This is a genomic window from Streptomyces sp. NPDC096311, from assembly GCF_044763085.1.
Classification (GTDB): domain Bacteria; phylum Actinomycetota; class Actinomycetes; order Streptomycetales; family Streptomycetaceae; genus Streptomyces.
Window position 1 is genome coordinate 90,323 of the sequence record NZ_JBIWFN010000017.1, and the last position, 14,923, is coordinate 105,245.

The 14,923-nt window shown below is 70.9% G+C and carries 12 protein-coding genes; 9 read left to right on the forward strand and 3 right to left on the reverse strand.

Annotated features, from left to right (window positions below; translation table 11 throughout):
• Positions 1–13: 13 nt before the first annotated feature.
• A complete protein-coding gene (locus ACIRA5_RS36265; RefSeq protein ID WP_403698260.1) occupies positions 14–589 on the reverse strand; it encodes a hypothetical protein in 576 nt (191 codons plus the stop codon).
• 282 nt (positions 590–871) lie between these two features.
• On the opposite strand from ACIRA5_RS36265, the gene ACIRA5_RS36270 reads away from it, so the two are divergent.
• From ACIRA5_RS36270 to ACIRA5_RS36285, 4 genes are all read left to right on the forward strand, one after another.
• Complete coding sequence (locus ACIRA5_RS36270; protein WP_060897635.1) at positions 872–1,819, forward strand: SCO0930 family lipoprotein; 948 nt, start codon at positions 872–874, stop codon at positions 1,817–1,819.
• Between the two features lie 443 nt (positions 1,820–2,262).
• On the forward strand, positions 2,263–3,075 hold the full coding sequence (locus tag ACIRA5_RS36275; protein WP_403698262.1) for an SAM-dependent methyltransferase: 813 nt from the start codon (positions 2,263–2,265) through the stop codon (positions 3,073–3,075).
• On the forward strand, positions 3,072–5,207 hold the full coding sequence (locus tag ACIRA5_RS36280; RefSeq protein WP_403698264.1) for a putative bifunctional diguanylate cyclase/phosphodiesterase: 2,136 nt from the start codon (positions 3,072–3,074) through the stop codon (positions 5,205–5,207). Before ACIRA5_RS36275 ends, ACIRA5_RS36280 begins: the two co-directional genes overlap by 4 nt.
• A gap of 189 nt (positions 5,208–5,396) precedes the next feature.
• On the forward strand, positions 5,397–6,176 hold the full coding sequence (locus ACIRA5_RS36285; protein WP_403698266.1) for an SDR family NAD(P)-dependent oxidoreductase: 780 nt from the start codon (positions 5,397–5,399) through the stop codon (positions 6,174–6,176).
• Between the two features lie 34 nt (positions 6,177–6,210).
• Here the strand turns inward: ACIRA5_RS36285 and ACIRA5_RS36290 are convergent, their stop codons facing one another.
• Entirely contained in the window at positions 6,211–7,092 is an 882-nt protein-coding gene (locus ACIRA5_RS36290) for a LysR family transcriptional regulator (RefSeq protein WP_054227929.1), read from the reverse strand.
• A 119-nt stretch (positions 7,093–7,211) separates the two neighbouring features.
• On the opposite strand from ACIRA5_RS36290, the gene ACIRA5_RS36295 reads away from it, so the two are divergent.
• From ACIRA5_RS36295 to ACIRA5_RS36315, 5 genes are all read left to right on the forward strand, one after another.
• A complete protein-coding gene (locus ACIRA5_RS36295) occupies positions 7,212–7,883 on the forward strand; it encodes a succinate dehydrogenase (protein ID WP_403698499.1) in 672 nt (223 codons plus the stop codon).
• A gap of 1 nt (position 7,884) precedes the next feature.
• A complete protein-coding gene (locus ACIRA5_RS36300) occupies positions 7,885–9,843 on the forward strand; it encodes a fumarate reductase/succinate dehydrogenase flavoprotein subunit (RefSeq protein WP_403698269.1) in 1,959 nt (652 codons plus the stop codon).
• Positions 9,840–10,589: a succinate dehydrogenase/fumarate reductase iron-sulfur subunit gene (locus ACIRA5_RS36305; RefSeq protein WP_403698271.1), complete on the forward strand. Its 750-nt coding sequence runs from the start codon at positions 9,840–9,842 to the stop codon at positions 10,587–10,589. Before ACIRA5_RS36300 ends, ACIRA5_RS36305 begins: the two co-directional genes overlap by 4 nt.
• A 314-nt stretch (positions 10,590–10,903) precedes the next feature.
• Positions 10,904–11,674, forward strand: coding sequence for a GNAT family N-acetyltransferase (locus tag ACIRA5_RS36310; RefSeq protein WP_403698273.1), 771 nt, complete (start codon positions 10,904–10,906; stop codon positions 11,672–11,674).
• The gene (locus tag ACIRA5_RS36315) at positions 11,674–12,483 is read left to right on the forward strand and encodes a lysophospholipid acyltransferase family protein (RefSeq protein WP_403698275.1); all 810 of its coding nucleotides are present in this window, start codon (positions 11,674–11,676) and stop codon (positions 12,481–12,483) included. The genes ACIRA5_RS36310 and ACIRA5_RS36315 overlap by 1 nt, the downstream gene beginning before the upstream one ends.
• 46 nt (positions 12,484–12,529) lie before the next feature.
• Here ACIRA5_RS36315 and ACIRA5_RS36320 read toward each other — a convergent pair whose 3' ends face one another.
• Positions 12,530–14,878: an ATP-binding cassette domain-containing protein gene (locus ACIRA5_RS36320; protein WP_403698277.1), complete on the reverse strand. Its 2,349-nt coding sequence runs from the start codon at positions 14,876–14,878 to the stop codon at positions 12,530–12,532.
• Between the last annotated feature and the right edge of the window lie 45 nt (positions 14,879–14,923).

Sequence of the window (14,923 nt, forward strand, 5' to 3'; positions counted from 1 at the left end):
ATGCCTCCAGGGGTCAGCGCGGACGCAGCGCCGCGACGGCGAGCAACGCGGGCACGGTGACGAGCAGGGTGAGCGAGACCAGGGACGGTCCGCTGCGGGGCGAGTGCTTGCGCGTCGGGGCGCGGTAGGCCGGATAACTCACCGGGGTGGCCGACGGTTTGGGCCGCGCCCGGTGCGTGGGCGAGGGCGTCGGTGTCGGTGTGGGCTTCGGCTTCGGCGCCGGCGGAGGTGCCGGCCTCGGTGGTGGCGCCACGGCGGGGGGCCGCGGGGTCGGCGAGGCGGGTGGAGGCGGTGGCGGGGGAGCCGGCGGCGGGGGCTTCGGCCTGGGCCTGGGCGGAGGCGCCGGGGGCGGTGGGGGCGGCGGTTTCGGAGTGGGTGGGGGCGTGGGTGACGGGGGCGGCGGGCTGATGGTGCAGAGGTCGCCGCCGGCCACCGCCACCGCGTCCGTGCCGTCCGGGCCGATGGAGGCGTACGCGCAGGAGTCGGCGACCGCCGCCGAGGCCGGCGCGCCGCCGATGATCCAGGTCAGCGTCAGCAGCGCCAACACCCGTATGACGAGGGCGGACCGGGTCCGCTGTGGTCCATGCACGACGGAGATCATGAGGCGTATCGCGCCTGCGCACGCCGGAGCCGACGGGTATTGCCCCCGAACGAAGGACGTCCGGCTCGGACCGGTTTGACGCCCCCTCGGGACACGGCCATCGGGGTGGGAACAGATGCCCGAGAAGCATGGTGGCGTGGGGTGTGTCACAGCGTTCCGAAAGTTTTTTGTGCGGCCGTTGAACACATCCGCCACTCCCGCCCGTACCTAGGGCCATGCGCGGCGCAGCAGGGCGCTGCAACCCTTAACGCGAACAGTGGGAGTTACCCAATGAAGACCTCCTGGCGGAGCGCCTCACTCGTAGCGACAGCTGCGGCCGTGCTGGCGCTCACGACGGCGTGCGGTCAGGAATCGGGCACCCAGTCGACGGGGAGCCAGAACGTGGGCGCCGCCGCGGCTGCCAACGGTTACGGTCAGGCCACCAGTAGCAGCACCACTTCGCCCAACGGCTACGGCGCCGACCAGCAGAGTGCCGCCCCCAAGGCGGAATCCGCAGGTCAGCTGGCCGTCGCGGAAAGCACGACGCTCGGCAAGGTGCTGACCGACAGCGCCGGATTCACCCTGTACCGCTTCGAGAAGGACACCGCCGAGCCGCCGAAGTCGAACTGTGACGGCGACTGCGCGACCGCTTGGCCGCCCGTTCCCGCCGACGGCGCCGTGGCCGCCACCGGTGTGGACAAGGCCCTGCTCGGCGAGGTCACCCGCTCGGACGGCACCAAGCAGCTGACGATCGGCGGCTGGCCGATGTACCGGTACGCCAAGGACACCAAGGCCGGTGACACCAACGGCCAGGGCGTCGGCGGCACTTGGTACGCCTCCGCCCCCGATGGCAAGAAGGCGACCCTGGCCTCCCTGCCGGGCCTGTCGACCCGCAACGACCCCAAGCTCGGCGAGATCATCGTCGACAAGAACGGCCGGACGGTCTACCGCTTCCTGAAGGACCAGGCCTGGCCCGTCCCGAAGTCCGCCTGCACCGGTGCCTGCCTGGAGAAGTGGCCCGTCGTGGCCCCGGTCTCCGCCAGTGACACCAAGGGCGTGCAGAAGAAGGGCCTGATGGGCTTCACCCGCCCGGACGGCGCCAAGCAGATGACCGTCAACTGCTGGCCCATCTACACCTTCTCCGGTGACAAGGCGGCCGGAGACACCAACGGTCAGGGCGTGGGCGGTACTTGGTACGCCGTCGCCCCCGACGGAAAGCCGGTCGGCGCGCCGAAGTAGAGGATCACCTCCCCAGGGTTGATCGATCTCGCCCGGAACAACGCGTACGACCCGGGTCCGCCCCCTCCGCACCGCACGGAGGGGGCGGACCTCTTGGCGTACCCGGAACGCGCGGGGCGCGCGGATCGGACGACGTGAGGCGCGGTTCACTTGCCGAACGAACGCCCGGGAGTTTTCCACACCGGGGATACCCGACCCCCGGATACCGTCGCGACGCTTCGTAACTCCCGCGAACTTTTTGGAATGCTTCGCATCGATTTCGCGGTGACAGGGAACGGCGTGTTCGACTGACCTGCACCGGGCGCCAATTCGGCACATGCCCGAGGCAGTGACGGTGAACGGACGGTCAATTTCCGTTTTGACTCGCTCCTTTGGCGGACGATCAGTAGCCTCAGCTCGAACACTGGATCGCCTACGTCGTCGACTACGCCTTGGAGAGATAGATGGAGCGTCCCGCCTGGGCCCCCCGCAGCATTGACATCTCGGTGCCGAGCGTGTCCCGTATCTATGACTACTACCTGGGCGGTTCGCACAACTTCGAGGTCGACCGGGAAGCCGCGCGCAAGGCGATGGAGTTCATGCCGGGACTGCCCAAGGTCATGCAGGCGAACAGGGCGTTCATGCGCCGTGCCGTGCGTTTCGCGGCCGACGAGGGCATCGACCAGTTCCTCGACATCGGCTCCGGCATTCCGACCTTCGGCAACGTCCACGAGATCGCCCAGACGGCCAGGCCCGGCGCGCACGTCGTGTACGTGGACCACGACCCGGTGGCCGTCGCGCACAGCCAGGCCGTCCTGCGGGACAACGAGGACACGGACGTGGTCGCGGCCGATCTGCTCAAGCCGCAGGAGATCCTGGCGACTCCCCAGGTGCAGCGGTTGATCGACCTGAACCGTCCGGTGGCCCTCCTCCTCGTTGCGATACTGCACTTCGTGGAGGACGCGGACGACCCGTACGGTGCGGTGGCCGAGCTGCGCGACGCGCTGGCGCCGGGCAGCCTGCTCGTGCTCACGCATGCGTCGTACGAGGGAATCCCGCTCCCGCCGGAGCGGGCCGAGGGCGCGGTCGACGTGTACAAGGACATCCGCAACCCGCTGATCATGCGCTCGCGCGAGGAGATCGCGCGGTTCTTCGAGGGGTACGACATGGTGGAACCCGGTCTGGTGCCGATGCCGAGCTGGCGGCCCGACACGGCACCCGAGGACGAGGATCCTTATTCCTTCTCGGGGTTCGCAGGCGTGGGGCGCACGGCGTGAGCGGCGAACCGGACGGGCCGGAGGACAGACTGCGCAGGTTCGCGACGATCTGGAGCCGGGCGGTCTTTCCGGTCACCTCCACGTCGCTGACCCGGCCGGAGCTCGAGCAGCAACTCGTGCCGTTCGCCCGGCTGTTGAGTGACGCGCTGAAGGCGAGGACCTTCGACGCGGCCGCGGGCCAGGCGGTCGGCGCCGCACTGGTCGCCGCGCACTGCACCGACCCCGAGGCGCTCAGCCGCAGCCTCGACTGCGTCGACGCCTATCTGGTGCTCTACTGCGGCGAGGACGGCCCCCAGGAGGCCCTGCGGACCCGCTCGGCGCGTCTGCAGCACGCCATGGCGGCGGGCTTCGCGGGGGCACTGCGGGAGCGGACGCTCGCCGAGCAGGAGGCCATCTCCCAGGCGGCGTTGAACGCGCGCAGCACGGTGGCCGAGGCGCTGCACGCGAGCGAGGCCCGGTTCCGCGCGGTCTTCGAGGGCGCGGCCATAGGAATCGGCATCGCCGACCTCGAAGGCAACATACTGCAGGTCAATGGAGCCCTGCTGCGTATGTTCGGCGGTTCCGAGCAGGGCGTGCGCGGCCGTAAGGTCTCCGAGTGGACGCATCCCGAGGACGCGCCCCAAGTCTGGCGGCTGTACGAGGAGTTGGTACGCGGCGAGCGCGAGCACTACCACGTCGAAAAAGCCTTCTACCGGCCCGACGGCACCGCCCTGTGGACCAACCTGACGGTGTCCCTGCTGCGCGACGCGGACGGCCGGCCGCAGTACCAGCTCGCGCTGATGGAGGACACCACCGAGCGGCGGCTGCTCAATCTGCGGCTGCGCTACGAGGCCACCCACGACGCGCTCACCGGTCTGCCCAACCGGACCCTCTTCTTCGAACGCCTGGAGAAGGCGGTGTCCGCGGGCAACGAGCAGCGCTTCGGCCTGTGCTACCTCGACCTCGACGGCTTCAAGACCATCAACGACAGCCTCGGGCACGCGGCGGGCGACCGGCTGCTCGTCGAGGTCGCCGACCGGTTGCAGTCCTGCGCGACCGCACCCGGCGAGATGGTCGCCCGGCTCGGCGGCGACGAGTTCGTGGCCCTCACCACCGGGCCCGACACCGAGCGCGAGGTGGACGCGCTCGCCGACCGCATCATGAACGCCCTCGTCACCCCGGTCCGCATCGACGGCCGGGAACTGACGGTCCGCGGCAGCATCGGCATCGTCGAGGGCCCGGCGGGTGAGCGCGGCCCGGCGGAGGTGCTGCGCAGCGCCGACATCACGATGTACCGCGCCAAGTCCGCGGGCGGCAACCGCTTCGAGCTCGCCGATCCCGAGGCCGACGCCCGCGCCATCACCCGGCACGGGCTCACCACGGCGCTGCCCGCGGCCCTGGACCGGGGCGAGTTCTTCATCGAGTACCAGCCGCTCGTGCACCTCGGCGACGGCAGCGTGCACGGCGCGGAGGCGCTGGTGCGCTGGCTGCACCCGCAGCACGGCGTCCTCGGCCCCGACCGGTTCATCCCGCTCGCCGAGCACACCGGGCTGATCGTGCCGCTGGGCCGGTGGGTCCTGGAGCAGTCGGTCCGCCAGGCCCGCCAGTGGCAGGAACGACACGCCGACTCGGGCCCGCTGCGGATCAACGTCAACCTGTCGCCCTGCCAGCTGACCCACCCGGGCCTGGTCCAGGACACGGTCGACATCCTGGAGCGTGAAGGCCTCGACGCCGAGGCGCTGTGTCTGGAGGTCACCGAGTCCGCGCTGATCGGCGCCGACGACGATCTGCTGAAGCCGCTGCGGCGCCTGGCCGAGATGGGCGTCGACATCGCCCTCGACGACTTCGGCACCGGCTACTCCAACCTCGCCAATCTCCGCCGCCTGCCCGTGAGCATCCTCAAGCTGGACCGCTCCTTCACCCAGGGCATGCAGCAGTTCCCGGCGGACCCCGTCGACCTCAAGATCGTCGAGGGCATCGTTTCGCTCGCCCACAGCCTCGACCTCGCGGTCACCGTGGAGGGCGTCGAAACGGGCGCACAGGCCGAGCAGTTGCGGATACTGGGCTGCGACACGGCCCAGGGCTGGTACTACGCCCGCCCGGGCCCACCGGAGCGGCTGCACGAACTGGCCCTGGTGGACGCCACAGGCTGAGGCTTCGGGCGCGGCGTGGTCTCCTGGAACGGAGGCCGTGCCGCTGTCCGCGCATCCGTGACCGGCGCGGCGGCCGGTGCGGGCCCGCGAACGTCAGCTGCGTCTCGGCCTCCACGCCGACCGTCGGACGACGCCTCCGTGAGGGCCCTGGATATCGCCGTAGCGGAGCAATCGAAGGAGCTGAGAAGGATGGGCACGCGACTCCAGGGCAAAACCGCCGTCGTCACCGGCGCGAGCAAGGGCATCGGACTGGCCGTCGCCGAGGCGCTGGCCGGGGCGGGGGCGACGGTGATCGCGGGATCGCGCACCACGACGGCGGGTCTCGACGCGCTGGTCAAGCAGGGCGGGGTGTCCTGGGTACCGGTGGACCTGGCCGAACCCGGTGCCGCCGAGCGTCTCGTGGCGGCGGCGGACGGCCGGCTGGACATCCTGGTCAACAACGTCGGCGCGGCCCCCGCCCGCATGGGCGGATTCCTGTCGGTGACCGACGAGGACTGGCAGCGCACGGTCGATCTGAACCTCCTCACGGCCGTACGGGTCACCCGCGCCGCCCTGCCCCTGATGCTGTCCGCAGGGCAGGGCTCGGTCGTGACGGTCGCCTCCGTCAACGCCACCCTGCCCGACCCGATGGTGATCGACTACAGCGCGGGCAAGGCCGCGCTGGTCGCCTTCTCCAAGGCGCTGTCCAAGGAGGTCGGCCCCCAGGGCATCCGGGTCAACACCGTCAGCCCGGGTCCGGTGGAGACCGAGCTGTGGCTCGGCGGCGACGGGGTGGCGGCCACGGTCTCGGCAGCCGCCGGGATCACCCCGGACGACGTGGTCGCCCAGGCGTCCAGTGCCACGGTCACCGGCCGCTTCTCCCAGCCGTCCGAGGTCGCCGACCTGGTCCTCTTCCTCGCCGGCGACCAGTCCCGCAACATCACCGGCAGCGACTTCGTCATCGACGGCGGCTTCATCCCGACCTGGTGACGTACCGACCGGCCTCCTGAGCCCCCTGCGCCGGTCAGCGTTCCAGCAGCATCCGCTGGAGTTCGCGGGCCGCGCGCGGCGGAGCCACATCGCTGCGGTGGGCCAGGGCGATGACGCGGTGGAGTCCGGGGCGTGCGAGCGGTGTCACCCGCAGGCCGCGTCCCGAGCGCGTCGCGACCATGCGCGGGACGACGGCCACGCCGAGCCCCGCCCTGACGAAACCCAGCACCGCGTCCATCTCGCCGCCCTCGACGGCGAAGTCCGGCTCGAAGCCCTCGGCGCGGCAGGCGGCGACGGTCAGTTCCCGCAGGTCGTAGCCGTGCCGGAACATCACAAGGCGTTCGCCCTCCAGGTCGGGGATGCGCACGGTGCGACCGGTCCCCGGCGCGGGCGCATCCGGTGACGACACCACGACCAGGTCCTCACGCAGCAGCTCCACCGTCGTCAGTGCCGGGGAGGGAGTGGGCAGCGGGAGGACGACCAGGGCGAGATCCAACGCGCCGCGCGCGAGTTCCCGCACGAGATCGTGGGAGCCGCCCTCCTCGATCAGCAGCCGGATACCGGGATAGCGGTCGTGGAAGGCGCGCAGGACGTCCGGAAGCAGGCCGGTGCACACGCTCGGCGTCGCGCCCAGGCGGACCCGGCCGCTGCGCAGCTGGGCCAGCTCCTGCACCTCGTGCCGGGCCGTGTCCGCGTCGGCGAGGATGCGCCGGGCCAGTGGCAGCAGCGCCTCGCCCGCGTCCGTCAGCGTGATGTTGCCCCGCGCGCGGAGGAAGAGGTCCGCCCCCAACTCCCGTTCCAGCGCCTTGATCTGCTGGGACAGGGACGGCTGGGCGACATGGACCAGATCGGCGGCCCGGGTGAAGTGCCGGGTCTCGGCGACCGCCACGAAGTACTGGAGCTGCTGGAACTGCATCCATCCATCATAGGATCCAGCTATCGAAACGAGCCGGACCATGTCTTGGACCGATCGGCATCCGTGGCCCTAGCTTCTGAGACATGGCTCTGGCAACGCGGACGGACCGACGACCGTCGATGACGCGCACCGTGTGGGACAGCTCCGTCGGGAAGAAGACCGTGATGGCGGTCAGCGGCCTGATCATGCTGCTGTACCTGGTCGTACACATGTTCGGTAACCTGAAGATCTTCTTCGGTGCGGGCGACTTCAACCACTACGCCCACTGGCTGCGCACCCTCGGTGAGCCCTTCCTGCACTACGAGTGGGCCCTGTGGACCATCCGCGTGGTCCTGGTCGTCGCCGTCGTCGCCCACGCCACCGCCGCGTACCAGCTCAGCCGCCGCGACATCAGGGCGCGCCCGAACAAGTACGTCCACAAGAAGCCCAGGTCCAGCTACGCGACCCGCACGATGCGCTGGGGCGGGATCATCCTCGGCCTGTTCATCGTCTGGCACATCCTCGACCTGACGACCGGCACCGCGCACCCCGGCGGCTTCCAGCCCGGACACCCGTACCAGAACGTGATCGACACCTTCTCGACGTGGTACGGCGACGTGATCTACATCGTCGCGATGCTCGCGCTCGGCCTGCACATCCGGCACGGCTTCTGGAGCGCCGCACAGACCCTGGGCGCCGGCAACCGCACGCGCGACCGCGCCCTCAAGACCATCGCCGACGTCCTCGCGCTGGTGCTGACGGTGGGCTTCATCTCCGTACCCGTCGGTGTCATGACCGGATTGGTGAGCTGACATGACCGCAGCCTCTGAATACACCGCGTACTCGACCGGTGCGCCCGTCGTCGACAGCAAGGCCCCCGAGGGCCCGGTCAACGAGCGCTGGGACACCCGTCGCTTCGAGGCCAAGCTCGTCAACCCCGCCAACCGCCGCAAGCACACGGTGATCGTGGTCGGTACCGGCCTCGCGGGCGGCTCGGCGGGCGCCACGCTCGCCGAGCAGGGCTACCACGTCGTCCAGTTCTGCTACCAGGACTCGCCCCGCCGCGCCCACTCGATCGCGGCCCAGGGCGGCATCAACGCGGCGAAGAACTACCGCAACGACGGCGACTCCGTCCACCGGTTGTTCTACGACACCGTCAAGGGCGGAGACTTCCGGGCCCGCGAGTCCAACGTCCACCGTCTCGCGCAGATCTCGGTCGAGATCATCGACCAGTGCGTCGCTCAGGGCGTGCCCTTCGCGCGGGAGTACGGGGGTCTGCTCGACACCCGTTCCTTCGGCGGCGTCCAGGTGTCCCGCACCTTCTACGCCCGCGGCCAGACCGGCCAGCAGCTCCTGCTCGGCGCCTACCAGGCCCTGTCGCGGCAGATCGCGGCCGGCAACATCGAGATGCATCCGCGCACCGAGATGCTCGACCTGATCGTGGTCGACGGACGGGCGCGCGGCATCGTGGCGCGGGATCTCATCACCGGCCGGATCGACACGTACTACGCGGACGCCGTCGTCCTGGCCAGCGGTGGCTACGGCAACGTCTTCTACCTGTCGACGAACGCCATGAACTCCAACGCCACCGCGGTCTGGCGGGCGCACCGGCGCGGCGCCTACTTCGCGAACCCCTGCTTCACCCAGATCCACCCCACCTGCATCCCGCGCACCGGCGACCACCAGGCCAAGCTCACCCTGATGAGCGAGTCACTGCGCAACGACGGCCGTATCTGGGTCCCCAAGGCCCAGGGCGACACCCGCCCGCCGAACGAGATCCCCGAGGACGAGCGCGACTACTACCTGGAGCGGATCTACCCCTCCTTCGGCAACCTGGTCCCGCGCGACATCGCCTCCCGCGCCGCGAAGAACGTCTGCGACGAGGGCCGCGGAGTCGGTCCGGGCGGACAGGGCGTCTACCTGGACTTCGCCGACGCGATCGGGCGGATGGGCAGGGCGAAGGTCGAGGAGAAGTACGGCAACCTCTTCGACATGTACGCCCGGATCACCGCCGAGGACCCGTACACCGTGCCGATGCGGATCTACCCGGCCGTGCACTACACGATGGGCGGACTGTGGGTCGACTACGACCTCCAGACCACGATCCCGGGCCTGTTCGCGATCGGCGAGGCCAACTTCTCCGACCACGGCGCCAACCGCCTCGGCGCCTCGGCCCTGATGCAGGGCCTCGCCGACGGCTACTTCGTGCTGCCGTCGACCATCAACGACTACCTCGCCCGCAACCCGCACCACGCTGAGGTGACGGACGAACACCCCGCCGTCCAGGAGGTGCTGGCCGAGACGGAGGACCGGCTGCGGGTGCTCCTTGCCGTCGACGGCGACCGCACCCCCGACTCCTTCCACCGCGAACTCGGCGAACTCATGTGGGAGTTCTGCGGCATGGCCCGCACCGAAACGGGTCTGCGCAAGGCCCTGGAGCGCATCCCGCAGATCCGCGAGGAGTTCTGGCGGCGCATCAAGGTCCCCGGCACCGGCGAGGAGTTCAATCAGTCCCTGGAAAAGGCCAACCGCGTCGTCGACTACATCGAGCTCGCCGAGCTGATGTGCCTCGACGCGCTGCACCGGTCCGAGTCCTGCGGCGGCCACTTCCGCGAGGAGTCCCAGACCCCGGACGGCGAGGCTGCCCGCAAGGACGAGGAGTTCTCGTACGCCGCCGCCTGGGAGTTCACCGACACCGGCACCGCGCCCGTCCTGCACAAGGAAGACCTGGTCTTCGAGTACGTCCACCCCACCCAGCGGAGCTACGCATGAAGCTCACCCTGCGCGTCTGGCGCCAGAAGAACGCCGACGCCGACGGAGCGATGTCCACGTACGAGGTGGACGACATCTCGGCCGACATGTCCTTCCTGGAGATGCTCGACACCCTCAACGAGGAACTCATCCTCAAGGGCGAGGACCCCGTCGCCTTCGACCACGACTGCCGCGAGGGCATCTGCGGCGCGTGCAGCCTGGTCATCAACGGCGACGCCCACGGACCCGAGCGCACCACCACCTGCCAGCTGCACATGCGGTCCTTCCAGGACGGCGACACCATCGACGTCGAGCCCTGGCGTGCCTCCGCCTTCCCGGTCGTCAAGGACCTCGTGGTGGACCGCTCGGCCTTCGACCGGATCATCCAGGCCGGCGGGTACATCACCGCCCCCACCGGCGCCGCGCCCGAGGCCCACGCGGCGCCCGTGCCGAAGCCGGACGCCGACTTCGCGTTCGAGCACGCCGAGTGCATCGGCTGCGGTGCGTGTGTGGCCGCCTGCCCCAACGGGGCCGCGATGCTCTTCACCTCGGCCAAGATCAACCATCTGAACGTGTTGCCACAGGGGGCGCCCGAGCGGGAGACGCGGGTGCTGGACATGGTGGCGCAGATGGACGAGGAGGGGTTCGGAGGGTGCACGCTGGCCGGGGAGTGCGCGACCGCCTGCCCGAAGGGGATTCCGTTGGTTTCCATCACCGGGATGAACAAGGAGTGGCTGCGAGCCGCTCGTAAGTCGGGGCGTCGCTGAGGCGGTGGTTCGACTGCGGGTCGGTGGGGGCTGGGCGCGCAGTACCCCGCGCCCCTCAAGGGGCGCCCTTACCGGCCCCGAATGTTAGGTAGACGTTCGCCGGATCTGTGCGGACGGGCGGGGCCGGGAGTGGTGCTCATTCCCGGTCCCGTCTCGCATTCGGGGGAATCGCCTGGCATTCAACATCCCCACATCCTGGCTCCTGGCACAGGTCACGCGCAGGCCAACCGGCATCGGAAGAACAGGAGCGCGCGGGCCGTACCGAACCGGTCTGCCGCCGCTGTGCCGAACCGGCCCGTGACCAGGAGAGTGCCATGACCGGCGTTTCCACCCTCGACAGCCCCCCGCAGCCCCTGGCCCCCACCCGCTACACCGTCTCCCTCGCCCGTACCGAGGCCGACGTCCGGGCCGCGCAGCGGCTGCGGCACGACGTCTTCGCCGGGGAGATGGGCGCCCTGCTGACCACGCCGCAGCCGGGGCTCGACATCGACGCCTTCGACGCCTACTGCGATCACCTGCTGGTCCGTGACACGCTGACCGACCAGGTCGTCGGCACCTACCGCCTGCTGCCCCCGGAGCGCGCCGCGATCGCCGGCCGGCTCTACTCGGAGGGCGAGTTCGACGTGACCCCGCTCGACGCGATCCGCCCGGGACTCGTCGAGGTCGGGCGCTCCTGCGTGCACCCCGACCACCGCGACGGCGCCGTCATCGGCCTCATCTGGGCCGGGATAGCCCGTTACATGGTCGAGGGCGGCCACGAGTGGCTCGCAGGCTGCTGTTCGATCCCGCTCGCCGACGGAGGCGAGCTCGCGGCCGGAACCTGGGACCGGGTGCAGGCCAAGCACCTGGCACCCGAGGAGTACCGGGTACGACCGCTGCTGCCCTGGACCGCGGAGGGTGTCACCCGCCAGATCCGCACCGAACTGCCCCCGCTCCTGCGCGGCTATCTGCGGCTCGGCGCCTGGGTCTGCGCCGCACCCGCGCACGACCCGGACTTCGGGGTCGCGGACCTGTTCGTGCTGCTGTCGATGCGCCGGGTCAACCCGCGCTATCTGCGGCACTTCCTCTCGCTCGTCCCGGCCTGATGAGCGTCTGGCTGCCCAGCGCGCCCTGCACCCCCAGGGCGTGCGTCGAGGCGACGGGGTCCGCCACGGCCGTACCGCGTGCCGTGCTGCGGCTCGCGGCGGTCCTGGTCGTGGTCGCCACCGGCGTCGTGCTGTTGCCGCTCGGCGGGCGGATCCCCGCCGAGCCGGTACGGCGCTGGTGCCGTGCGATCGTGCGGGCCGCGGGTGTCCGCGTCCGGATCACCGGCCCCGCCGTCCCCACCGGCGGGCTGCTGATCGTCGCCAACCACATCTCCTGGCTGGACATCCCGCTCCTCGCCGCCGTCCGGCCGGCCAGGATGCTCGCCAAGTCCGAGATCCGGCAGTGGCCGGTGGCGGGACCGCTGGCCGCGCGCGGCGGCGTCCTGTTCATCGAACGCGACCGGCTGCGCGCGCTGCCGGACACGGTGGCGCGGATCGCCGGGCTGCTGCGCGACGGGGCGGCCGTCGTGGCCTTCCCGGAGGGCAGCACCTGGTGCGGCAGGGCGCAGGGACACTTCCGGCGGGCCGTCTTCCAGGCCGCGCTCGACGCGGGGGTGCCGGTCCAGCCGGTGCACATCCACTACCGGCTCGCCGGGGGAGTGGCGAGCACCGCGCCCGCCTTCGTCGGGAACGACTCGCTGCTCGCCTCCCTGTGGCGGGTGGCCTCGGCACGCGGGCTGGTGGCGGAGGTCGAGGTACGGCCCACGCTCGTCCCGGGCAGCCACCCGGATCGCCGGGAGCTGGCCCGCGCGGCGCAAGGGGGGTTGCATTCCCAGGGCGCACGCGCGTCGGCTCTCGCCCATCGCTGATGTTTCAGGGCGCGGCGACCTGAAGGGACGGGGCCGGTGGCAGGGGCTATCGGCCCCGAGCGAGTGCCCGGGTGAGGTAAGGAGCCGTCGTGCTGCCCTCCGTCCGCGCCACCTCGGCCGGGGGGCCCGCGGCCACGATCCGGCCGCCCGCGTCCCCGCCGCCGGGACCCAGGTCGATCACCCAGTCCGCGCCCGCGACCACCGACATGTCGTGCTCGACGACCACGACGGTGTGTCCCGCGTCGACCAGGCCGTGCAACTGGCGCATCAGCACCTCCACGTCGGCGGGGTGCAGCCCGGTCGTCGGCTCGTCGAGGAGGTAGAGGGTGTGCCCCCGGCGGACCCGCTGCAACTCGCCCGCCAGCTTGATGCGTTGGGCCTCACCGCCGGACAACTCCGTGGCGGGCTGGCCTAGTCGCAGATAGCCCAGACCCACGTCGAGGAGCGTGGCGAGGCTACGGGCGACGGGCGCGGTGTCGGCGAAGAACTCCGCCGCGGCCTCCACCGTCATGTCCAGGACCTGCGCGATGTTCCGTCCGCGGTACGTCACCTCGAGCGTCTCGGGGTTGTAGCGCGCCCCGTCGCAGTCCGGGCAGGAAGCGTAGGTGCTCGGCAGGAACAGCAGCTCCACGCTCACGAACCCCTCGCCCTGGCAGGTCTCGCAGCGCCCGCCCGCGACGTTGAAGGAGAAGCGCCCCACCCCGTAGCCGCGCCTTCGCGCCTCCTCCGCCTTGGCGAAGACCTTGCGCACGACATCGAAGAGGCCCGTGTAGGTGGCGAGATTCGAGCGCGGGGTGCGGCCGATGGGCTTCTGATCGACGGAGACGAGCCGTCCCACCCCCGCCAGCTCCTCGGTCACCTCGCCGATGAGGGTGGACTTGCCCGAGCCGGAGACACCCGTGACGGCGGTGAGCACACCGAGCGGGAACGCGGCGCTCACCGCGCGCAGGTTGTGGCGGCTCACCGGCCCGACCTTCAACTGCCCTTGTGGGGAGCGGACTGCACGTTCCGGCGCGGGGAAGCGGTCGAAGAGGAAGCGGGCCGTGGCCGACTCCGCCACCCCGGCCAGCTCCGCCACCGGACCGCTGTGCAGTACCCGCCCGCCGTGCTCACCCGCCCGCGGACCGACGTCGACGAGCCAGTCGGCACCCCGTACGACATCCAGATGGTGCTCGACCACGAACACCGAGTTGCCCGCCGCCTTCAGCCGGTCCAGGACCGTGAGCAGGGCCTCCGTGTCCGCCGGGTGCAGACCCGCGGACGGTTCGTCGAGGACGTACACGACACCGAACAGACCGGAGCGCAACTGCGTGGCCAGTCGCAGTCGTTGCAGCTCGCCCGTGGAGAGGGTCGGGGTGGCCCGGTCGAGGCTGAGGTAACCGAGGCCGAGTTCGGCGACGGGGGCGATCCGTGCCCTCAGGTCGTCGGTGAGGACGCGGGCCGCCTCTCCCCGGGGCTCCAGGGTCCTGGCCAGCTCGGACAGTGGCAGCGCCGCCAGTTCGGCGATCGTGCGGCCCGCGAAGGTCACCGCCAGCGCCTCGGGACGCAGCCGGCTGCCGCCGCACACCGGGCACGGGGCGCTGGTCAGGAACCGCTCGGCTCTGGCCCGCAGCGTCGGGCTCTTCGAATCGGAGAACGTCTTCATGACATAGCGCCGGGCGCTCATGTACGTGCCCTGGTAAGGGCGTTGGATCCGGTCCGCGTCCCGTACCGGATGCACGGTGACGACCGGCTGCTCGTCCGTGAACAGGATCCACTCCCGCTGCTCGGCCGGCAGCTCGCGCCACGGCCGGTCCACGTCGTACCCCAGCGCGTCGAGGACGTCGCGCAGGTTCTTGCCCTGCCAGGCGCCGGGCCACGCGGCGATCGCGCCCGCGCGGATCGACAGCGACGGGTCCAAGACCAGCGACTCCTCGGTCGTACGGTGGACCTGGCCGAGACCGTGGCACTCCGGGCAGGCCCCGGCGGCGGTGTTCGGCGAGAAGGCGTCCGAGTCGAGGCGTTCGGCGCCCTGCGGATAGTCGCCCGCGCGTGAGAACAGCATCCGCAGGGAGTTGGAGAGGTTGGTGACCGTGCCCACGGACGAGCGCGAGGTGGGCGCCGAGCGGCGCTGCTGGAGCGAGACCGCGGGCGGCAGCCCGGTGATGTCCCCGACCTTCGGCGCCCCGACCTGGTGGATCAGCCGTCGCGCGTACGGCGCCACCGACTCGAAATAGCGGCGCTGGGCCTCCGCGTAGATCGTGCCGAACGCCAGCGAGGACTTGCCCGAGCCCGAGACCCCGGTGAAGACCACGAGGACATCGCGCGGGATGTCGACGTCCACACCCTGGAGATTGTGCTCGCGGGCGCCCCGCACACGGACGTACGCGTCGTGGCGGCGGTGCGGGTCGGACATCGACGGGACTCCTGGCGGGGGGTGGCTCGCGGCAAACCCCACGAT